Origin of the sequence: Bradyrhizobium centrolobii (genome assembly GCF_001641635.1) — a bacterium.
GTDB lineage: Bacteria > Pseudomonadota > Alphaproteobacteria > Rhizobiales > Xanthobacteraceae > Bradyrhizobium > Bradyrhizobium centrolobii.
The window spans coordinates 177,346-197,722 of the sequence record NZ_LUUB01000051.1 but is presented as its reverse complement, the minus strand read 5'-3'; the positions used below and the strand labels follow the sequence as shown (position 1 = coordinate 197,722).

The 20,377-nt window shown below is 65.9% G+C and carries 16 protein-coding genes and 1 pseudogene; 1 reads left to right on the top strand and 16 read right to left on the bottom strand.

Annotated features, from left to right (window positions below; all coding sequences use genetic code 11):
• Positions 1-4 precede the first annotated feature (4 nt).
• A complete protein-coding gene (locus AYJ54_RS14445) occupies positions 5-1,558 on the top strand; it encodes a hydantoinase/oxoprolinase N-terminal domain-containing protein (protein ID WP_063699559.1) in 1,554 nt (517 codons plus the stop codon).
• A 476-nt stretch (positions 1,559-2,034) separates the two neighbouring features.
• Here the strand turns inward: AYJ54_RS14445 and AYJ54_RS14440 are convergent, their stop codons facing one another.
• The 16 genes and pseudogenes from AYJ54_RS14440 to AYJ54_RS14365 form a co-directional block, all read right to left on the bottom strand.
• Entirely contained in the window at positions 2,035-3,531 is a 1,497-nt protein-coding gene (locus AYJ54_RS14440) for an ABC transporter substrate-binding protein (protein WP_063699558.1), read from the bottom strand.
• A 55-nt stretch (positions 3,532-3,586) separates the two neighbouring features.
• The gene (locus tag AYJ54_RS14435; protein WP_063699557.1) at positions 3,587-4,597 is read right to left on the bottom strand and encodes an ABC transporter ATP-binding protein; all 1,011 of its coding nucleotides are present in this window, start codon (positions 4,595-4,597) and stop codon (positions 3,587-3,589) included.
• On the bottom strand, positions 4,594-5,613 hold the full coding sequence (locus AYJ54_RS14430; RefSeq protein WP_136623687.1) for an ABC transporter ATP-binding protein: 1,020 nt from the start codon (positions 5,611-5,613) through the stop codon (positions 4,594-4,596). The genes AYJ54_RS14435 and AYJ54_RS14430 overlap by 4 nt, the downstream gene beginning before the upstream one ends.
• Positions 5,610-6,503: an ABC transporter permease gene (locus AYJ54_RS14425; protein ID WP_063699556.1), complete on the bottom strand. Its 894-nt coding sequence runs from the start codon at positions 6,501-6,503 to the stop codon at positions 5,610-5,612. Before AYJ54_RS14425 ends, AYJ54_RS14430 begins: the two co-directional genes overlap by 4 nt.
• A complete protein-coding gene (locus AYJ54_RS14420) occupies positions 6,500-7,450 on the bottom strand; it encodes an ABC transporter permease (RefSeq protein WP_063699555.1) in 951 nt (316 codons plus the stop codon). The genes AYJ54_RS14425 and AYJ54_RS14420 overlap by 4 nt, the downstream gene beginning before the upstream one ends.
• 86 nt (positions 7,451-7,536) lie before the next feature.
• Positions 7,537-8,958, bottom strand: coding sequence for an amidase (locus AYJ54_RS14415; RefSeq protein ID WP_063699554.1), 1,422 nt, complete (start codon positions 8,956-8,958; stop codon positions 7,537-7,539).
• Positions 8,959-9,081: 123 nt separating this feature from the next.
• Entirely contained in the window at positions 9,082-10,017 is a 936-nt protein-coding gene (locus AYJ54_RS14410) for a carbohydrate kinase family protein (protein ID WP_063699553.1), read from the bottom strand.
• Positions 10,018-10,022: 5 nt separating this feature from the next.
• Positions 10,023-11,675, bottom strand: coding sequence for an FGGY-family carbohydrate kinase (locus tag AYJ54_RS14405; RefSeq protein WP_063699552.1), 1,653 nt, complete (start codon positions 11,673-11,675; stop codon positions 10,023-10,025).
• 38 nt (positions 11,676-11,713) lie between these two features.
• Complete coding sequence (locus AYJ54_RS14400; protein WP_063699551.1) at positions 11,714-12,487, bottom strand: SDR family NAD(P)-dependent oxidoreductase; 774 nt, start codon at positions 12,485-12,487, stop codon at positions 11,714-11,716.
• Between the two features lie 34 nt (positions 12,488-12,521).
• Positions 12,522-13,529 carry an ABC transporter ATP-binding protein gene (locus AYJ54_RS14395; protein WP_063699550.1) on the bottom strand — a complete coding sequence of 336 codons (1,008 nt, stop codon included), beginning with the start codon at positions 13,527-13,529 and terminating at the stop codon, positions 12,522-12,524.
• Between the two features lie 15 nt (positions 13,530-13,544).
• A complete protein-coding gene (locus tag AYJ54_RS14390) occupies positions 13,545-14,375 on the bottom strand; it encodes a carbohydrate ABC transporter permease (RefSeq protein ID WP_063699549.1) in 831 nt (276 codons plus the stop codon).
• Positions 14,376-14,378: 3 nt separating this feature from the next.
• The gene (locus AYJ54_RS14385; RefSeq protein WP_063699548.1) at positions 14,379-15,251 is read right to left on the bottom strand and encodes a carbohydrate ABC transporter permease; all 873 of its coding nucleotides are present in this window, start codon (positions 15,249-15,251) and stop codon (positions 14,379-14,381) included.
• A gap of 94 nt (positions 15,252-15,345) precedes the next feature.
• Entirely contained in the window at positions 15,346-16,659 is a 1,314-nt protein-coding gene (locus tag AYJ54_RS14380; protein ID WP_063699728.1) for an ABC transporter substrate-binding protein, read from the bottom strand.
• A gap of 311 nt (positions 16,660-16,970) precedes the next feature.
• Positions 16,971-17,921: a sugar-binding transcriptional regulator gene (locus AYJ54_RS14375; RefSeq protein WP_063699547.1), complete on the bottom strand. Its 951-nt coding sequence runs from the start codon at positions 17,919-17,921 to the stop codon at positions 16,971-16,973.
• Between the two features lie 8 nt (positions 17,922-17,929).
• Positions 17,930-18,595: an HAD family hydrolase gene (locus tag AYJ54_RS14370; protein ID WP_063699546.1), complete on the bottom strand. Its 666-nt coding sequence runs from the start codon at positions 18,593-18,595 to the stop codon at positions 17,930-17,932.
• Between the two features lie 76 nt (positions 18,596-18,671).
• Positions 18,672-20,377, bottom strand: a pseudogene (locus AYJ54_RS14365) (nitric oxide reductase activation protein NorD); the annotation flags it as partial.

Sequence of the window (20,377 nt, the reverse complement as noted above, 5' to 3'; positions counted from 1 at the left end):
TCCCATGAAGCGTATTGGCATCGATGTCGGCGGCACCAACACGGACGCCGTGCTGATCGTCAACGAGAAGGTCGTTCATTCCGTCAAGCGCCCGACCACCGCCGACGTGACCTCGGGCATTCTGGACGCGCTCAAGGCACTACGCGCCAGTCCCGCCGCTGCGGTGAAGGTCGATGCGGTCGTCATCGGCACCACGCATTTCATCAACGCCGTGGTGCAGCGCCGCCACGTGCAGAAGATCGCCGCGATCCGCATCGGAATGCCCGCAAGCGCTTCGCTGCCGCCGTTCTGCGACTGGCCGGCGGACCTCGCTGCGCTCGTCAACGGCGACATCTTCATGCTGGAGGGCGGCCACGATTACGACGGCCGCCCGTTCATGCCACTCGACGTCGCCGCGCTCAAGGACGCCGCACGAAAAATCCGGGACAAGGGCCTGCGCTCCGTGGCAGTCTGTTCGAGCTTCTCCCCGCTCGATCCCTCCTGCGAGACCACTGCGCGCGAGATTCTCGCCGAGATCTGCCCGGACGTCGCGGTGACGCTGTCGCACGATCTCGGCCGCATCGGCCTGCTCGAGCGGGAGAACGCCGCACTCCTCAATGCCTCCCTGCATGATCTCGCGATCACCACGGTTGCGGCCTTCCGCAAGGCGATCGCCGACAGCGGCATCGATGCGCCGCTGTTCCTGACCCAGAATGACGGCACGGTGATGCAGGCCGAGATCGCCACCGCCTTCCCGGTGATGAGCTTTGCATCCGGCGCCACCAATTCCATGCGCGGCGCCGCCCACCTCTCCGGCCTCGACGACGCCATGGTCGTCGACGTCGGCGGCACGACAAGCGACATCGGTCAGCTTCGCCACGGCTTTCCGCGCGAGGCCAATGCCGTGGTCGAGGTCGGCGGCGTGCGGACGCTGTTTCGCATGCCCGACCTGCTGTCGATCGGACTTGGCGGCGGCAGCCATGTCGATGAGGATCCCGTCCGCGTCGGCCCGCTCAGCGTCGGCTACCGCCTGACCTCGGATGCGCTGGTGTTCGGCGGCTCACGCCTCACCGCCACCGATATCGCGGTGGCCGCCGGCCTCGTCGATATCGGCGACCGCTCCCGCGTCGCCAACTTGCCGAAACGCCTGATCGACGCCGCGCTTCGCGACGCCTGGCGCAAGCTCGAGGACGACATCGACCGGATGAAGACGGAGGCCGGCGACGTGCCGCTGCTCGCGGTCGGCGGCGGCGCCTTCCTGGTGCCCGATCGCCTGCCCGGCATCTCCGAGATCGTGCGCGTGCCGCATGGCGACTGCGCCAATGCGGTGGGCGCCGCGATCGCACAGGTCAGTGGCGAGGCCGATCAGGTGTTCCGCGATCTCAGCCGCGACGAGGCGATTGCAGCCGCGCGCGAGATCGCGGCGGATCGCGCGGTCCAGGCTGGTGCTGCGCGCGACAGCCTCAAGACCGTCGACGTCGAGGACATGCCGATCGCCTATCTGCCCGGCAATGCGCTGCGCGTGCGCGTCCGCGTCGCCGGTGCGATCGCCGATCCGGACCTGCCGGCGGCGGCGTAGCGCCCCGGGCCATCAAAATATGAAAAACAACCCCATGCACAGTAGCCGATGATGGCCGGCGTGACGGCTTGCCCATCCGGCGAAGCCGTTGACACGTCGGGCAAAACACCGGCACGATGCCATCATCGGGCAGTTTCCCTGCGGCCGTCCTTCGAGACGCCCACTTTTGGCGGGCTCCTCAGGATGAGGTCAGGGGCGGAGCACGCTCCCTCATTCGATGCTGTCATCGCCCGCCTTGTGCGCAATTGCGCACTGGGGCGGGCGATCCAGTATTCGAGAGACGGTGACGAATACGGACAAGCCGCGGCGTACTGGATGCCCCGCATTCGCGGGGCATGACAACGAGGGTTAGGAAGTGGAGCGCCGCCTTGCGGCGCGTCTCGAACCATTAGGCCCAGCATGTTCGTCCTGCCGCTGCTGGCGAGAGGTGCACAAAGGCGTGGCCTCTACTTGATCCGGAGTCGGGGCTTGCGCCCCTACTCCCAGTACCACGTCGAGAAATCATTCTCGTACTGCGGAACTTCCTTCCAGACGCCCTTCAGCTTCCTGTTGGTGATGGTGATCAGCTGCGGCTGGTACAGGAAGCCGGCGACCGCATCGGTTGCCAGCATGCGCTGGGCGTCGCCGAGAAGTTTTGCGCGGGCAGCTTCGTCCGGCGTCGACACGATCTGCTTGTACAGAGCGTTGAACGCCTCGTTGTTGTAGCCGAGGTAGTAGTCCGGCTCGGTGATCTTGACGAGATCGAACGGCTCGACATGGCTCACGATGGTGAGGTCGAAATTATGCGGGCCGTTGCCGGCAAACACCTGCGACAGCCACTGCGCCCATTCGACGTTCTCGATCTTGGCGATGATGCCGACCTTGGCGAGCTGGGCCGCGAGGATCTCGCCGCCCTGCCGCGCATAGGATGGCGGCGGCAGCTTCAGCGACAGCTCGAGCGGCGTGGCGACGCCGGCCTCGGCCAGCAGCTTCTTGGCTTTCTCGGGATCGTAAGGGTTGATGCCGGTGGTGTCGACATAGCCGAGCGCACCGGGCACGTAGAAGCTGCCGATCGGCGTGCCGAACCCATCGACCGCGCCGTCGATCATCGCCTTGCGATCGATCGCGGCGAGGATGGCACGGCGAACCCGCACGTCGTCGAGCGGCTTCTTGCGCTCGTTGATGCCGACGATGGTCTTGGCCCGGGAGCCGCCGACCTGGACGTTGAAGCGCGGATCGGCCTTGAACTGCGCGATGGTGCGCTGGGCCGACACGCGCGGGAACGCGTCGACGTCGCCCGAGAGCAGCGCCGCGGTCTGCGCCGCCGGATCGGAAATGAAGCGGATCGTCACCTTCGAGAGCTTGATCGCAGTGGCGTTGCGGTAGTCCGCCCATTTGCTCAGGGTGATCGAGGAGCCCTTGGCCCAGGCGCCGAGCTGGTAGGGGCCGGTCCCGACCGGCTGCGTGGCGTCCGTTGCCGCGCTCTTCGGCTCGACGATTGACGCACTCGCCTGCCCCAGCAGGAACGGCAGGTTCGGCTCGGCATATTTGAGCGTGATCACGATCGTGTCGGCGTCCGGCGCGTCGATCTTCTCGAAGCTCTGGAACAGGCTCTTGTCCTTGTTCGTGCTGGTCGCCACTGCGTTGCGTTCGAACGAGAACTTCACCGCGGCGGAATCGAACGGCTCGCCATTGTGGAATTTGACGCCTTTGCGCAGCTTGAACGTATAGGTCTTCAGGTCGGGCGAGGCGGTCCAGCTCTCGGCCAGCAGAGGCGACGTCGAACCATCCTCGTTGATCTTGGTCAGCGTCTCATAGATGTTGTAGAGCGTGACCTCGGCAATTGCCGCAGCGGCCGCGATGGTGGGATCGAGTCCCGGCGGCTCCAGCGCCATCGCCATGACGACGCTGTCCTTCTTGCTCTGCGCCATGACCGGCAGCGGTGCCGCGGCGAACGCAGCGGCGAATGCGACGATGGTTAGTTTCTTCAACATGCGTTACTCCCCGGCCTTCTCTATTCTCTGTCTACGCCGATCCTGCCCCGAAACACTAACCTTCCACGGCAGCTTGCGGCAACGCCATCACGGCTTCGGCCTTGTGGCAGGCGGCTAGATGCGCGGCGCCGACCCTGCGTAACCGAGGCTCGGCCTCGCGGCAATGCTGATCAGCGAGCGGACAGCGCGAGACATAGGGGCATCCGGTCGCGGCCGCCGATTGCGAGGCGATCGCCTGGGCGCCGCGCCGCCGCCGGCCCTCGCCGGCGCGGGCGCGCGGCACGGCGTCCAGCAGCGCCCGGGTATAGGGATGGGCGCAGCGCTCGAACAGGTCTTCCGGACGCCCCTGCTCCACGATCCTGCCGAGATACATCACGGCGACCTCGTCGCAGAGATAGTCGACGACCGCGAGGTCATGGCTGATCAGGATGTAGCTCAGGCCGAACTGTTCCTGGAGATCCTGCATCAGGTTGAGCACCTGCGCCTGCACGGAGACGTCGAGTGCCGAGACCGGCTCGTCGGCCACGATCAGCTTCGGCTGGGTGATCAAGGCACGCGCGATCGCGATGCGCTGGCGCTGGCCACCGGAGAATTCGTGGGGATATTTGTCCATGTCGGCATCGCGCAGGCCGACCTGCCTCAGCACGGCGGACACGCGCGCGCGCAGCGTGCTGCGATCGGTCTCCTCCAGCACGGTCAAGGGCTCGGCGACGATGCGCGCGATGGTCTGGCGCGGATCGAGCGATCCGTAAGGATCCTGGAACACCATCTGGAAATCGCGACGGGCGCGGCGCAATTCGTCGGCCGGGATGCGGTTGAGGTCGCGGCCGAGCAGCGCGACCTGCCCCGATGTCGGCCGCTCCAGCGCCATCACCAGCCGCGCGAAGGTCGATTTACCCGAGCCGGATTCGCCGACGACGCCGAGGCTCTTGCCCGCCTCGACCTGCACGCTCACACCGTTAAGCGCAAGCACCTGCGCCGGCGGCCGGAACAGGCTTTCGCGCGGCAGCGTGTAACGCTGCATCAGGTCTTTCACGTCAAGGAGGGGCTGCAAAGCGGCGGTCATGCGGACAGCGCTCCGACATGATCAGCCATCGAGACATCCGTGCGCAGGCAGCGTACGTTATGACCGGGACCGACTTCGACCATCGGCGGCAGCGCGGCGCGGCATCTGTCCTCGACCAGCGGACAGCGATCGCTGAAAGTACAGCCAGCCGGCAGGTCGGCAAGCTCCGGCACGGTGCCCGAGATCGTCCTCAGCCGCGTCCCCTCGCGTGCGCCGAGGCGTGGGCGAGCGCGAAACAGGCCCTGCGTATAGGGATGTCCCATGCGCCTGAACACCTCGTTGGTGGGGCCGCTCTCGACGACGGTGCCGCCATACATCACCATCATGCGCTGCACGTTCTCGGCGATGACGCCGAGATCGTGCGAAATCAGGATCATCGACATGCCGCGCTCTTCGACGAGATCGGCGATGAGGTCGAGGATCTGGCCCTGAATGGTGACGTCGAGCGCGGTGGTCGGCTCATCCGCGATCAACAGGTCCGGCTCGCAGGCGAGCGCCATGGCGATGGTGATGCGCTGGCGCTGGCCGCCGGAAAACTGGTGCGGATAAGCATCGACGCGTCTGGCCGCATCGGGAAGGCCGACACGGTCGAGCAAAGCGATCGCCTCCTTTCGCGCCTGCGCCGCCGAATAGTTCTTGTGGCGACGGAGCGGCTCGGCCACCTGGGGTCCGATGGCATGCATCGGGTTGAGCGCTGTCATCGGCTCCTGGAAGATCATACTGATGCGATTGCCGCGCAGCTTGCAGTAGCCAGCGTCCGAAAGCCCGACGAGTTCGCGCCCCTCGAGCCGGATGCTGCCGCTGACGACGGCGCTGTCCGGCAGCAGCCCCATCAGGGACAGCGCCGTGACCGACTTGCCGCAGCCGGATTCGCCCACCAGCCCCATCGTCTCGCCACGCTTCAGCGCAAAGCTGACGCCGCGCACGGCCTGCGCCGGGCCGCGACTGGTGTTGAGACGGACACCGAGATTGTCGACCGCGATCAGCGGCGCGCTTGCGGGATCGCTCATCGTCATCGCTCCCGCGCCAGCCGCGGATCGAGCAGATCGCGCAATCCGTCGCCAAGAAGATTGAGGCCGAGCACCGCGATCGCGATCGCCGCCCCCGGATAGACCGCGAGCATCGGCGACTGGAACAGCAGCGTCTGCGCATCGTTCAGCATGCGGCCCCAGGACGGCTGCGGCGGCTGCGTGCCGAGGCCGAGATAGGACAAAGCGGCTTCGGCGAGAATCGCGAGCGCGAACTGGATGGTCGCCTGGACGATCAGGATCGACAGGATGTTCGGCAACACATGCTCGATGGTGATGCGGAACGCCCCCTTCCCCGCGGCGCGCGCGGCGAGCACGAACTCGCGCGCCCAGATCGCGTTGGCCGAGCCGCGCGTCAGCCGGGTCAGCGTCGGGACCTGGAAAATGCCGATCGCGACGATTGACGTCACCATGCCGGGACCGACGACCGCGGCGAGCATGATGGCGGACAGCACGGCCGGAAAGGCGAAGGTGAAGTCCGAGAAGCGCATGATGATCTCTTCGGTCCAGCCCCGGCGCGCCGCGGCAATCAGGCCGAGGCAGACGCCGAAGGTAAGACCGATGCTGACCGCGATGATGCCGACCAGGATGGTGGAGCGGGCTCCGGCAAGCAGCAGCGAAACGATGTCACGGCCGAAGGAATCGGTGCCGAGCCAGTGCGCCGCCGACGGCGGCTTGAGTTTTGCGGCGATGTCGATCTCGTAGGGCGACCACGGCGTCCAGACCAGCGACAACAGCGCGGAGGCGAGAACCAGCAAGGTCAGCACGCCGCCGACCACGAAGCTGCGATGGCGCAGCGCGCGGCGCCAGAACGTCCGGGCCGGGAGAGGACGCGCGGCAACCGGCGCGTCAAGCAACGAGGTCAGCGGCGCGCTCACAGGTCGTGGACCTTGATGCGGGGATCGATGAAGGCATAGAGCACATCGACCACGAAGTTAACGATCACCACCATGGCCGCGAGCAGCATCACGCAGTTGCGCACCACGATCAGGTCGCGGTTGGCGATCGACTGGAAGATCAGGCGGCCGAGGCCCGGCAGGTAGAACACGTTCTCGATCACGATGGTGCCGGCAAGCAAATTGGCGAATTGCAGGCCCATCACCGTCATCACCGGGATCATGGCGTTGCGCAGCACGTGGCTCCACAACACCTCGCGCTTGCCGAGTCCTTTCGCGCGCGCCGTGCGGACAAAATCCTCGCGCAACACTTCCAGCACGGCCGAGCGCGTGACACGCGCCAGGATCGCGGCCTGCACCACCGCGAGCGAGATCGCCGGCAGCAGCAGCGATTTGATGCCGGGCCAGATGCCGTCGTCCCAGCCGGCAAAACCGCCGGCCGACAGCCATTGCAGCCGCACCGAGAACAAGAGGATCAGGAGGATTGCGAACCAGAAGTTCGGCAGCGCCAGGCCCACCTGCGTCAGCGACATCACGCCGACGTCACCGAGCTTGTTGTGGTTGGCGGCGGTGTAGATGCCGGCGGAGAGCGCCAGCACCACCGTGATCAGCATGGACATGATCGCGAGCGGAATGGTCAGCACCAGCCGTTCCGCGATCAGGCCAGCGACCGGCGTGCCGTAGACATAGCTGTTGCCGAGATCGCCCGAGAGCAACCCCTTGATCCATTGCAGGTAGCGGATGGTCAGCGGCTGGTCGAGCCCGAGCTTGACGGTGAGCGCGCGGACGGCGTCCGGCGACGCATCGGCGCCCATCAGCATCTGCGCGGCGTTGCCGGGCAAGGCATCCAGCACCAGGAAAATAATCAGGGATGCGCCGATCAGCGTCGCCAGCAAGGTCAAAAGACGTCGGAGGACAAATACGCTCATGCGCGCTCGGTTTCAGGGCTCATCCGGGGCACGATCAACATGTCCGGGCGCCTGACGCAAGCCCCCTGCTGCACGGCATCAACGCCTCACCCGGGCCAACGGGACAGGAGGTCGTGCGAGGCCTCGAACAGCGCGCTGACGCGCAGCAATTCCGCATCGCTGCGGAAGCGGCCGACGAGTTGCAGCCCGATCGGCAGGTCATCGCGGCCGAAGCCGCAGGGCAGGCTGATCGCGGGGTGGCCGGTCATGTTGAACAGCATGGTCCAGGGGAACCAGTGCGGCCGGACGCTGCCAAAATGCTTGCCGTCGATCTCGATGGTGCCGAACAGGTCCTGGTCGATCGGCAGCGCGGTGCGGGTGATGGTCGGCATCGCCAGGAGATGTCCGCGCGCAAGCAGGGATTGCACCCGGCGGAACAGCGCGGTGCGCGCGAACATCGCCTCCTGATAGTCGACGCCGCTGACTTGCGTCGCAAGCGCAAGCTGCTTGAGGAAGGTCTCGCTCAGCTCGTCCTTGTGCTCGGCCGCGAGCTTGGCGAAGCGCGTACGCCAGACGGTGTGGTTGATGGCGCGCCAGATCGGCTCGATGTCAAACCCCTCGCCGGAAAACTCCTCGAGCTCGGCACCTAGGCTTGCGAGCCGGTCGAGGCTCGCCTTGAAGCCTGCTGCAACATCGGCGGACACGGGGCGCCCGGGCGGCGACAGGCAGAACAGGATCCTTTGTCCGCGCAGATCGCCGCGCGGCGCCGCCGTACCGACGAAATCGGGGACGGGCACGCCGATCGACCAGGGATCGGAGGCGTCCTCGCCCGCCATCGCCTGCATCATCAGCGCGGTGTCGGCGACGGTGCGCGTGGTCGGCGTGACGTAGGTCTGGTTGCCGAAGGCATCCTGGACCTGGCTGTGCGGAATGACGCCGTTGCTCTGCTTGATCCCGACCACGCCGTTGCAGGCGGCGGGAATCCGCGTCGAGCCGCCGCCATCGGTCGCGATCGCGAGCGGTGCGATGCCGCTGGCAACGGCCACCGCCGCGCCGCCGCTGGAGCCGCCCGAGGAGCGTTCCGCGCTCCACGCATTGCGGGTGTGGCCGAACAGCGGTGAATCGGTCAGGCACTTGCTGCCAAATTCGGGTGTCGTGGTCTTGCCGATCAGGATCGCGCCCTGCGCCCGCAAGCGCGCAACCGCGACGGCATCCTCTTCTGGCACGTTATCCTTGTAGGGCACCGCTCCGAAGGTGGTTTTCACGCCCCTCGTGTTGACGATGTCCTTGACGGTGACGGGAAGGCCATGGAGCAGGCCGAGCCGCTCGCCCGCCGTCACCTTGCGTTCCGCCTCGCGCGCCTGCGCCATCGCCTCGTCGCCACACAGCGTGATGAAGCAGTTCAGCTCGGGCTGCATCGCCTCGGCGCGCGCGAGAACCGCGCGCGTGATTTCGACGGGCGAGACCTCCTTGCGGCTGATGCGGGCGCGCAGTTCGGTAGCGGACAGGAAACAGAGATCATTGCTCATAAGGACAGACTCGCGTCAGGACGCGCGGACCTTGCCAGCGTGTCCCTATCCTGTCCATTTCGGCCGGCGCATGGCCACACTCCGCCGGAACATCGCGGAAGTTGCGATGGCCAAGCGCGCCGCTCACCAGTTCGAGCCGATCTCGCGGCTCCACGGCGGATCGGCACCCGGACGGGTGCAGGTGAGACCGGCGCAACTGGCTGCAAAAGACAGCGCGCGGCGGAGTTCGTCGGCGCCGATGTCTCTCAACTTCTGCCGGGCAAGCCGCCCCTGCTTGTGCAGGGCAAAGAGCAAACCTGCCTGAAAGCTGTCGCCGGCTCCGATGGTGTCGACCACCTCAACTTTTGGCGCAGCGACTTCGATCTGCCCTGCTCGCCCGTGCCATGCCACGGCTCCGTTGCTGCCACGGGTGAAGACGACGAGGCTTGTCCCCTGCCCCAGCAGGGCGTTCGCCCGCTGCTGATAAGGCTCATCGCCGAAGAGATAATTGAAATCGACGTCGGACATCTTGATGAGGTCGGCGCGCGCGGCGAACTCCGCCATGCGTGCGAGGTAGGCCGACTTGTCCTTGACCAGATTGGGCCGGCAGTTCGGGTCGAAGGAGATCGTCGACGTCGTCCGTGCATCCGCGATCAGCGCCTTCGTCTCGGCCGCGCCCTTGTCGTTGACCAGCGTGGTCGAGCCGACGTGGAGGGCCTCGACCGTCTCGAACGGAATGGCCCCGCGCCGATACGTCCAGTTCCGCGTCGCGGTCTCGGCGTCATAAAAGGCATAATGCGACTCGCCCGCGACGATGCGCACGAAGGCGAGCGTGGTCTGGTGATCGCTGCGCGTCGCAAGGCCAAGCTCGACGTTCGAGGCGATCGCGTGATCGGCGATCATCTGCCCGAACATGTCGGTCGAGATGCCGCCGACGAAGCCGGTCGGCGCGCCAAGCCGCGCCATCCCAATCGCGACGTTGAGACATGAGCCGCCGACGGCCGGCATCACCGCCTCGCGGCCCTCGGCATTGCGCGTGGGCACGAAATCGATCAGCGCGTCGCCGCAGGCAATCAGCATCCGCTTCAACCTCTGGCCATGCCGACGCCGCGCATCGCCGCGCGGCTGCCGCGATCCACTTCGCGCAGCAATTTGTAGACGTCGCGCTTGCGGCCATGAAACGCGGCCATATCGGGCGCAGTCGGCTCGCTCAGGCGCCCCAGCGCCGACATTTTTGCCATGGTCTCGCCGATCGAGGCATGAGCGCCACCGGCCACCGCCCCGAGCATCGCGGCGCCGAGCAGCACCGGTTCCTTTGTTTGCGGCAAAGCGACGGTGAGTCCCGTGGTATCCGCCATGATCTGCCGCACCAAGGGGCTGCGGCTCGCGCCGCCGCCCATGATCATGATGCTGGAATGAACGCCATGCGCGGCAAACGCCTCGATCACCTCGGCGAGCCCATAGGCGAGCCCGCAGAGGCCGGCGACGAACAGCCGTTCCATCGCGCCGATATCGGTGTCGAGATCGAGGCCCGCGATCACCGCGCGCGTCTCAGGGTCGGCGTAAGGCGAGCGGTTGCCGATGAACTCCGGGAGGACGTGGACGTCGCGGGCGAGCAGCGCGGCGCGGCTGGCATCGCCGGCCCGCGCGATAATGCGGCGCTCGAGGAAATCGATGATGTCGAGGCCATCCTTCCGCGCCGCCGCGCTCGCCTCGGCGTAGCCCGCATGCGACTTGAGGAGATGGTCGATCGCGGCGCCCGCGGCCGACTGCCCACCCTCGTTGAGCCAGAAGTCCGGCACCATGCCGGAATAGTAAGGACCCCACACGCCCGGCACGAAGCATGGCTTCTTTGTCGTCGCCATGATGCAGGCTGACGTTCCCATGATGTAGGCCAGGCGATCGCAGACATCCGTCGTCCCGCCGGATCCGTCGCGGCCGCCAATCGCGCCGATGCCGCCGGCATGCGCGTCGATCAACGATGCGCCAACCGGCGTGCCGGGTGGCAGGCCGAGATCAGTGGCGGCCGCACGGGTGAGCCCCGCACCAAGCCGCGTGCCGGGTGCGACGATCTCGGTGCCGATACGGGCATATTTCTCCGCGACGAAATCCGACAGGCCGATGCGCTGGAAGAAGGGTCCGCTCCAGCCGCCGCCATCGTGCGCGAGATAGTTCCACTTGCAGGTGACCGTGCAGGTCGAGCGTTGCAGCGAGCCGGTCGCGCGCCAGGTCAAATAGTCTGCCAGATCGAAGAAATGACCGGCGGCGTCGAAGCTCGCGCGCAGGTGCCGCTTCAGCCACAGAAGCTTCGGCATCTCCATCTCGGGCGAGATCGAGCCGCCGACATAGCGCAGCACCGCATCCTCGGTTTCGTTGATCAGCCGCGCCTCGGTCGTGGCGCGGTGGTCCATCCAGACGATGACGTTGCGCTGCAGCTCGCCGGAGGCGCTGACGGTGACCGGCTCGCCCTGCCGATCGAGCACCACCAGCGAACAGGTGGCATCGAAGCCGATGCCGCCGACGGTTTCAGGCGCAATGCCGGCTTCCGCCATCGCCGCCCGCACGGATTTCGCGCAGGCGTCCCAAATATCGGACGAGGACTGCTCGACGATGTCGCCGGCCTCGTGCCAGATCCTGATCGGATGCCGCGCGGTCGCAAGCAGATTGCCGGCCGCGTCAAAGACCCCTGCCCGCGTGCTCGTGGTCCCCACGTCGACGCCGATATACGCCTGCGGCATTGTCGCTCCCGGTCGCTTTCGTCAATTATGACGCAAGCCTACCAGCAAGTGTAGCCGCCATCCACAAGCACAATGCTGCCGGTCATCAGGCTTGCGGCCTCGGAAGAGAGGAACAGTACGACCGAGGCGATCTCGTCGACCTGCCCCATCCGCGCCATCGGGGTTCCACCGATCCAGGCGTCATACATCTTCGGATTGCTCTTCACGAAGGCATTGAGCGGCGTCTCGATATAGGTCGGCGCGACCGCATTGACGCGGATGCCGCGCGCGCCCCATTCGGCGGCCAGCGACTTGGTCAGATGGTGCACCGCGGCCTTGGACGCGTTGTAGAAGCACTGCTCCTGCGGCTTGTTGACGATGAAGCCGGACATCGAGCCGACATTGACGATGGCGCCGCTCTTCGCCTTCAGCATGTGCTTGCCGAATTCACGGCAGCACCAGAAGGTGCCGTTGAGGTTGACGTCGATGACGTTGAGCCAATGCTCGTCGGTCACGGTTTCGGCCGGCGTCTCGCTGCGCGCAATGCCGGCATTGTTGATGAGGATATCGACCTTGCCGTGGCGGGCGACGAGGTCGCTTGCAACCTCCGCCACACGCTTGGTGTCGGTGACGTCCATGATCGCCGTCTCGGGGTCGTAGCCCTTGGCCTTCAGGCTGGCTCGCGCGCTGTCGGCGACCTTGCCGTCCCGATCGCCGATGATGACCTTGGCGCCGGCTTCCGCCAGCGCCTCGGCGCAGGCGAGCCCAATGCCCTGCCCGCCGCCGGTGATGAACGCGGTCTTGCCGTTCAGCTTGAATTTTTCCAGGTACATATTGCTCTTCCCGTTTCTTGTCTGCCCCAGTTTGTCAGGACCGGATCGCGTTGCCGCTGTCGTCAAAGCGGTGGATGCGCGCGGGATCCGGAACAAGCGACACACGATCGCCGGTGTGCAGGCTCAATTCGCCGATGTAGCGCGCGGTCAACATGCCGAGCGGACCGGCATCGACATAAAGGAAGGTGTCGCTGCCGAGATGCTCGGCGACCGCGATGGTGCCGGGCCAGCCGCCGGCACCGTCGCGCTCGATCTTCAGATGCTCCGGCCGCACGCCGATGGTGGCGGCCCCGCGTTGCAGCGCGGGATCGCCGGTCACGAAATTCATCTTCGGCGAGCCAATGAAGCCGGCGACGAACAGGTTGGCGGGTTTCTCATAGAGCTCCAGCGGCGAGCCATATTGCTCGATCTTGCCGCCGTTGAGCACGACGATCTTGTCCGCCATCGTCATGGCCTCGACCTGGTCATGGGTGACGTAGATCGCGGTGGTGCCGAGCTGCTTCTGGAGCCGCGTGACCTCGATCCGCATCTGCACGCGCAGCGCCGCGTCGAGGTTGGACAGCGGCTCGTCGAACAGGAATGCCTTCGGCTCGCGCACGATGGCGCGCCCGATCGCGACGCGCTGGCGCTGGCCGCCGGATAGCTCGCGCGGCTTGCGGTCGAGATAGGGCGTGAGGTTCAGTGTCGCGGCGGCCGCCTCGACCTTGCGGTTGATCTCGTCCTTGGCAAGGCCCGCCATCTTCAGGCCGAAGCCGATATTGCCGCGCACGCTCATATGCGGATAGAGCGCGTAGGACTGGAACACCATGGAGAGCCCGCGCTTGGCTGGCGGAACAGCGACGACGTTCTTGCCGTCGATCAGGATCCGTCCATCGGTCACATCTTCGAGCCCGGCGATCAGCCGCAGCAGCGTGGTCTTGCCGCAGCCCGACGGTCCCACGAACACTACGAAGGAGCCGTCCGCGATATCAAGGTTGGCGCCCTTGATGATGTGGACCGGCCCGAACGCCTTTTGCACGCCTTGAAGAGTGATCTGACCCATGATCCGGCAGCCCTTCTACTTCACAGCGCCGAAGGTGAGCCCGCGGACGAGCTGCTTCTGGCTGAACCAACCGAGGACGAGAATGGGCGCGATCGCCAGCGTCGAGGCCGCCGACAGCTTTGCCCAGAACAGCCCTTCCGGACTCGAATAGGAGGCGATGAACACGGTGAGTGGCGCCGCCTGCGAGGTCGACAGGTTGAGCGTCCAGAACGCCTCGTTCCAGGCCAGGATCAGGTTGAGCAGCAGCGTCGATGCAAGACCGGGAATCGCCATCGGCGTCAGCACATAGACGAGCTCGCGCCCGATGGTGGCGCCGTCCATGCGTGCGGCTTCCAGGATGTCGCGCGGGATCTCCTTGAAATAGGTGAAGAGCATCCAGATCACGATCGGCAAGTTGCCGAGGCAGAGGATGAAGACGAGACCGATGCGGGAATCGAGCAGGCCGACGGTCTTGTAGATCAGGTAGATCGGCACGAGCACGCCGACCGGCGGCATCATCTTGGTCGAGAGCATCCAGAGCAGGACGTCCTTGGTGCGCTTGGTCGGCGAGAACGCCATCGACCAGGCTGCTGGAATGGCGATCAGCAGCGCGATCAGCGTCGAGCCGCCGGCGATGATGATCGAGTTCAGCGCATGGTGCAGATAGTCGCTGCGCGCCTGCACGGTCGCATAGTTCTCGAGGGTCCAGTGAAAGAAGAGGAAGGACGGCGGAATGGCGAAAGCCTCGAGCTCCGTCTTGAAGCTCGCCAGCATCATCCACAGGATCGGGAAGAAGATCAGGAAGCCGCACAGCCATGCTGCGATCGTCGATACCGCCACCCGCCGCGTCGTCGCCATCCGTGCCATGGCTCAGGCCTCCAGGTTCCGGCCGACGATGCGGACGAGGAAGAAGGCGACGATGTTGGCGATCACCACCGCAACGAGGCCGCCCGCGGAGGCGCTGCCGACGTCGAACTGGATCAGCGCCTGCGAATAGATCAGGAAGGCGATGTTCGTGGTCTGAAGGCCCGGCCCGCCGCCCGTGGTGACGTAGATCTCGGCGAACACGGTGAGCAGGAAGATGGTCTCGATCAGGATCACCACCGTGATCGGCCGCGCCAGATGCGGCAGCGTAATGTAGATGAAGGTCGAGACCGCGCTCGCGCCAGCCATCTCGGCGGCCTCCCTCTGCTCCTCGTCGAGCGATTGCAGCGCAGTGAGCAGGATCAGCGTCGCGAACGGCAGCCACTGCCAGGCGACGATCAGGATCACCGCGAACAGCGGCACGTCGTTGAACCAGTCGATCGGCGTCAGCCCGAACAGCGAGGCGAGCCAGGCGAAAAGCCCGGACACCGGATGCATCAACAGATTCTTCCAGACCAGCGCGCTGACCGTCGGCATCACGAAGAACGGCGCGATCACCATCAGCCGCACGACGTTGCGGCCGATCACAGGCTGATCGAGCAGCAGCGCCAGGGGAATGCCGAGCAGGATCGTCAGCGCCAGCACTGAGCCGACCAGCACCAGCGTGTTCTGGAGCGAGGCAAGGAAGGCGGGATCGGTGAGGAAGTAGCGGAAATTTTCCAGCCCGATGAACTCTTCGGAGCCGGGATCGAGCAGGCTGTAATGCAGCGTCGAGAAATAGATCGTCAGCGCCAGCGGGACGATCATCCAGATGAACAGCAGCCCGACCGCAGGCGTCAGGAGCGAGCGCGCAAGAAACTGCGTCTGCCGGGTTGCCATCAACGCGTCTCCTCGGGCGGGAAGAAGGCGGCCATCCAACCGGGGCTGGCTGGTGGATGGCCGCCAGTTTGAGCTCAGGAGGGAGAGCTCGGGTTCATTTGATGTAGCCGGCGCGCTTCATCTCGCGTTCGGTCGAAGATTGTGCTGCCGAGAGCGCCGCATCGACGGTGGTCGATCCGGCGAGGGCTGCCGAGAACTGCTGACCCACCTGCGTGCCGATGCCCTGGAACTCGGGGATCGCGGCGTATTGCACGCCGACATAGGGCACGGGCTTCACAGTCGGCTTATTCGGATCGGCGGCGTCGATCGAGGCCAGCGTCAGCTTGGCGAACGGTGCGACCTTCAGGTAGTCAGGATTCTGATAGAGCGAGGTCCGCGTACCCGGCGGCACGTTGGCCCAGCCCTCCTTCGACGCCACGAGCTTGGTGTAGTCCTTGCTGGTCGCCCAGGCGATGAACTTCTCGGCGGCTTCGGTCTTCTTCGAGCCGGCGGGGATCGCGAGGTTCCAGGCCCACAGCCAGTTGGCGTTCTTGCCAAGCCCGGTGTTCGGCGCGAGCGCGAAGCCGACCTTGTCGGCGACCCTGGAATCCTTCGGATTGGTGACGAAGGACGCCGCGACCGTGGCGTCGATCCACATCGCGCACTTGCCCGCGTTGAACAGCGCCAGATTCTCGTTGAAGCCGTTCGAACTCGCGCCGGGAGGGCCGGCCTGCTTCATCAGGTCGACATAGGTCGCCAGCGTCTTCTTCCATTCCGGCGTGTTGAACTGCGGCTCCCACTTCTCGTCGAACCAGCGCGCGCCGTAGGAATTGGCCATGGCCGAGAGGAAGGCCATGTTCTCGCCCCAGCCGGCCTTGCCGCGCAGGCAGATGCCGTAGACGCCGGCGCTCTTGTCGGTGAGCTTCTTGGCGGCATCGATCACGAAGTCCCAGGTCGGGTTCTCCGGCATTTTCAGGCCGGCCTTCTCGAACAGGTCGGTGCGGTACATCACCATCGAGCTCTCGCCGTAGAACGGCGCGGCGTAGAGTTTGCCGTCGACGGAGACCGCATCCCGGATCTTCGGCAGGAGGTCCGCGACGTCGTAATCAGCGCCGAGATTGGCGAGCGGCACCAGCCAGCCCTTCTTGGCCCAGATCGGCACCTCATAGGTGCCGATGGTCAGCACGTCGAACTGGCCGCCCTTGGTGGCGATGTCGGTGGTGACGCGCTGGCGCAGCACGTTCTCCTCCAGCGTGACCCATTTGACGGTGATGTCGGGGTTCTTCGCGGTGAATTCGCTGGACAGTCCCTGCATGCGGATCATGTCGCCGTTGTTGACGGTGGCGATGGTCAGGGTCGTTTCGGCCATCGCGGGGACGGCCAGCAACAGGCAAGACGCGCCGCAGATGGCGCCCAGGACGTTCTTCACGGTGACCTCCCTCAGCTCGCGCTTTGAGCATATGCCCACGCGTTGAGCGTATGTTCAGCCCAAGGCGGGCCGTTGTCAAGCAGCCGCGTGGGCCATCCCGCAACTTCTGAGTGCTGCGGTGCGAAAAGGAGTTCTCGCAGTCCCCGTCATGCCCAGCGAAAGCGAGGCATCCAGTACGCCGTGCCGTGAGTTGTTTTGCAATCAGGCGGAGCCGCCGCGTACTGGATCATCCGCTTTCGCGGATGACGACGGCGTCACGGATGGCAGGACCGCCTGCCCAACTGCCAAGATTGTTGAGAAGGCGAAACAACCTACCGCTCGAGAATCGCCCGCGCGGTGGCTTCGTCGGTGATCAGGCCATTGATCAGCCGCCCATGCAGGGCCGCCGCAATCGCCGGAACCTTTGCCGCGCCGACCGCGGCGCCGATCGTCGTGGTCCTGGCCGGCACCTCCGGGGGAATGCTGGTCAGGCGCTTGTTGGTGCCGGTCTTGAGCAGGCGGCCTTTGGCGTCATAGGCCCAGCCGGTGATCTCGCCGATCGCACCCAGCCGCATCATCTCGAACAATTCGTCACGGGTGACGAAGCCGTCGATGTGGACCTGCGCCTTCTGGTCCATCTGGCCGATACCAACGAGGCGCATGTCGGCTTTGGCCGCGATCGCCTTCACCTTCGCGATCGGCTCGATGCGGACCATCTTGTTGCGCTCGTCCTCCGACGACATCAGGAACGGCAGCGGCATCGGATAGTGCCGCGCGCCGGTGCGGTCGGCGAGCCGGCCGACGGTATCGTAGAAGCTCGCCGAACCGTCGGCCGAGATGTTGCCGACCAGCGAGACGATCTGGTGATTGGGCCGGTCGATCGGCGTGACGCGCTCGACCGCGGCGCGCACCGCACGCCCCGTGCCGAGCGCGACGATGACGGGCGTCTCCGAGCGCAGCGTCGCGTCCAGCAGATTGGCACAGCGCTCGGCAATTCCCGCCGTCGCCTGCGGCGCCGCAGGATCGGCCGGCACCACCTCGCAATGCGCGAGCGCGAAGCGCTCCTTCAGCCGCGCCGCCAACTCCATGCAGGCGGCAATGGGATGTTCGAGGCGGAAGGTGATGAGCCGCTCGGCAAGGCACAGCGAGACCAGCCGCTGCGCCGACGCACGCGAGACCTGCAGCATCTTGGCGATCTCATCCTGCGTATGGCCGGCAATGAAATAGAGCCAGCCGGCGCGCGCGGCATCGTCGAGCCTGGATTTTTCGTTCTCGGCGGCCATGGCAGGCGTCAGTCGTCCTTCCAGAAATCGGTCATACGCGCGAAGACACGATCGGCCCCGGCGCCGGACAATATAGCGCGGCCATCGCGGTCGCGATAATGACTGCCGCCGACAAATCCCCAGACGGTCATGCCGGCGGCCTTCGCCGCCTGCACGCCGCTGACGCTGTCCTCGATGACCAGCGTGCGCGCGGGATCGGCTTCCATCTTCGCTGCCGCATGGAGGAAAAGGTCGGGCGCCGGTTTGCCGTGCTTCACCATCTGCGCCGTATAGAGCCGGTTGTCGAAATGCGGCCTGAGACCGGTGACATCAAGGGAGAGCGAGACGCGATCGATGTCGCTGGACGACGCCACGCAGTACGGCGCAGCCAGTTCGGACACCACCGCCCTCACCCCGGGGATCGGTTCGAGCGACGCCGCAAACGTCTCCAGGACACGCGACTTCAGCCGCGGCAGAAATCCCGCCGGCACGACCTGCCCGAGATCGCGATAGTGCTGCTCGATTGCCTTCGTACTGCGTCCAAGAAAGAGCTCGAGCGCCTGCGCTTCACTGAGTGCGATCCCGAATTCCGCCAGCACCTCCGACAGACAGCGGCAACTCAACAGCTCGCTGTCGACGAGCACGCCGTCGCAGTCGAAGATGATCAGATCGGGCTTCGGCCGGCCGCTTTCCATCCGGCCATTCGATCATATACCCAATCAATGAGCAATAGCTCAACCGAAAACACGTCGTCGCGGGCTTTCCGGCGCCTTAATGCGCCACCTGGCGGTAGATCGCCAGCAGCGCGGCGGACAAGCGGCGGATGTTGCCGACGATCGCGTAGCCGCCGCGCCCGAACAGTGTAGGAAAGTAGCACTGCGCCGTCGCGTCGACCGTCACGCCGAACACGGCGATGCCGAGTCGCCGCGCCTCCTGCACGGATTTGCGGGTGTCTTCGATCGCAAAGCGTCCTTCGTAATGATCGACATCGTTCGGCTTGCCGTCAGTGAGAATGAGTAGCAGCTTCTTGCGTTGCGGCTGGCGCGCGAGCTCGGCCGAGGCGTGACGCACCGCCGCGCCGATCCTCGTGTAATAGCCGGGCTTGAGGGCACCGATCCGGCGCTCCACCGCCCCGCCCATCGGCTCGCCGAAGGCCTTGACGGTCTCGAGCCGCACCCAGGAACGCCGGCGCGAGGTGAAGGTCAGGATGCTGTGGTGGTCGCCGCAAGCCGAGAGCCCATGCGCGAGCACCAGGAGGGCCTCCTTCTCGACATCGAGTACGCGGTGGCCATCGATCCACGCATCGGTCGAGAGCGAGACATCGACCAGCAGGGTGACGGCGAGATCGTGGCCCTGCGGTCGCATCGCCACGTGGACGCGATCGAGCCCACCGCTGCCGGCGCGCAGATCGCAGCGTGCGCGCACCAGCGCGTCGAGATCGAGGTCGTGTCCGTCCGCTTGCGCCCGCATCAATTCATGACGCGGCCGCAACACCTCGAACCTGCGCCGCACCTGGCGGATGTGACGGCGCATGCTCTCATCCGGTGCCCAGTCCTCGCCGGTTTCGGACGCATCAGCCGCGAGCACGCGGCAGTGATCGGGTAGATAGGAGCTGCTGCGATAGTCCCACTCCGGATAGGTGAGGCCTGCGTCGAGCCGCGAAACATCAATGGCCTCCGGCGGCAGGTCGAGATCGAATTTGAGCCTGGTTGCGGGCTTGCCGCTGCGCCGTCCGAGCGAGATCTCGTCGAGATCATCGGCCGCCTTCTGCGCGTCCTCATCCTCACTGTCGTCGGCGGGACGGTCGACATTCACCATCTCGGCCATCGCCAGGATTTTTTCGAAGCGGTTCAGCACGAAGGGGTCGCGGCGGTTCGCACCGTCCTCACGCTCGCGGATGGCGAAGCGCTTGCGATCGTCCATCGGTGCGGTCTCAGCGCCTTGCGCGCGCTCGTCGTCGCCGCCTGCCGGAGAGAGTTCACGCGTCCAGCAATCGCCCCATAGCGGACATGGCAGAATGGCGCGATACCCCGGCGGCGCCTTGTCCGGCAGCGGCCCCGTTCCCATCATGGCCGGCCACAGCGTGCCGATCGGCGGCGCATCGGCGCCAAGCAGGGCGAGCACGATCCGCTCCATGTCCTGTTCGATGCGCGGCAATGGCCGGCGCGGCCGGGCCATGGCCGTTGCTGCAGCCAGCCGCGCATAGTCTTCGGCGAGGCCAGGACATTCCGTCAGCACGAGCACCGCGATCTCGCTGGCCCGCCGCAGCATCAGGAGATCGCGCCGCAGCGGATCGACCTCCGCGATCGCGTCAGCCGGAGCGAATGCGAACCACGCGGCGAGCCACCGGTACAGCGCAGCATTCAACGCGCGATCGGCGAAGATCGCGATACGATCGGGAAGGAAGATGGTCGCGGCGTCGCGCCCCGGCTGGTCGAGCCGCTCGTCGCCGAGGCCAACGCGCTGCCGCCATCCGA

Excerpts from the sequence above, each read along its gene's own strand:
- AYJ54_RS14445 (WP_063699559.1), top strand. The coding sequence starts at position 5 with ATGAAGCGTATTGGCATCGATGTCGGCGGCACCAACACGGACGCCGTG.
- AYJ54_RS14440 (WP_063699558.1), bottom strand. The coding sequence starts at position 3,531 with ATGTTGAAGAAACTAACCATCGTCGCATTCGCCGCTGCGTTCGCCGCG.
- AYJ54_RS14435 (WP_063699557.1), bottom strand. The coding sequence starts at position 4,597 with ATGACCGCCGCTTTGCAGCCCCTCCTTGACGTGAAAGACCTGATGCAG.
- AYJ54_RS14430 (WP_136623687.1), bottom strand. The coding sequence starts at position 5,613 with ATGACGATGAGCGATCCCGCAAGCGCGCCGCTGATCGCGGTCGACAAT.
- AYJ54_RS14420 (WP_063699555.1), bottom strand. The coding sequence starts at position 7,450 with ATGAGCGTATTTGTCCTCCGACGTCTTTTGACCTTGCTGGCGACGCTG.
- AYJ54_RS14415 (WP_063699554.1), bottom strand. The coding sequence starts at position 8,958 with ATGAGCAATGATCTCTGTTTCCTGTCCGCTACCGAACTGCGCGCCCGC.
- AYJ54_RS14410 (WP_063699553.1), bottom strand. The coding sequence starts at position 10,017 with ATGCTGATTGCCTGCGGCGACGCGCTGATCGATTTCGTGCCCACGCGC.
- AYJ54_RS14405 (WP_063699552.1), bottom strand. The coding sequence starts at position 11,675 with ATGCCGCAGGCGTATATCGGCGTCGACGTGGGGACCACGAGCACGCGG.
- AYJ54_RS14400 (WP_063699551.1), bottom strand. The coding sequence starts at position 12,487 with ATGTACCTGGAAAAATTCAAGCTGAACGGCAAGACCGCGTTCATCACC.
- AYJ54_RS14395 (WP_063699550.1), bottom strand. The coding sequence starts at position 13,529 with ATGGGTCAGATCACTCTTCAAGGCGTGCAAAAGGCGTTCGGGCCGGTC.
- AYJ54_RS14390 (WP_063699549.1), bottom strand. The coding sequence starts at position 14,375 with ATGGCACGGATGGCGACGACGCGGCGGGTGGCGGTATCGACGATCGCA.
- AYJ54_RS14385 (WP_063699548.1), bottom strand. The coding sequence starts at position 15,251 with ATGGCAACCCGGCAGACGCAGTTTCTTGCGCGCTCGCTCCTGACGCCT.
- AYJ54_RS14375 (WP_063699547.1), bottom strand. The coding sequence starts at position 17,921 with ATGGCCGCCGAGAACGAAAAATCCAGGCTCGACGATGCCGCGCGCGCC.
- AYJ54_RS14370 (WP_063699546.1), bottom strand. The coding sequence starts at position 18,595 with ATGGAAAGCGGCCGGCCGAAGCCCGATCTGATCATCTTCGACTGCGAC.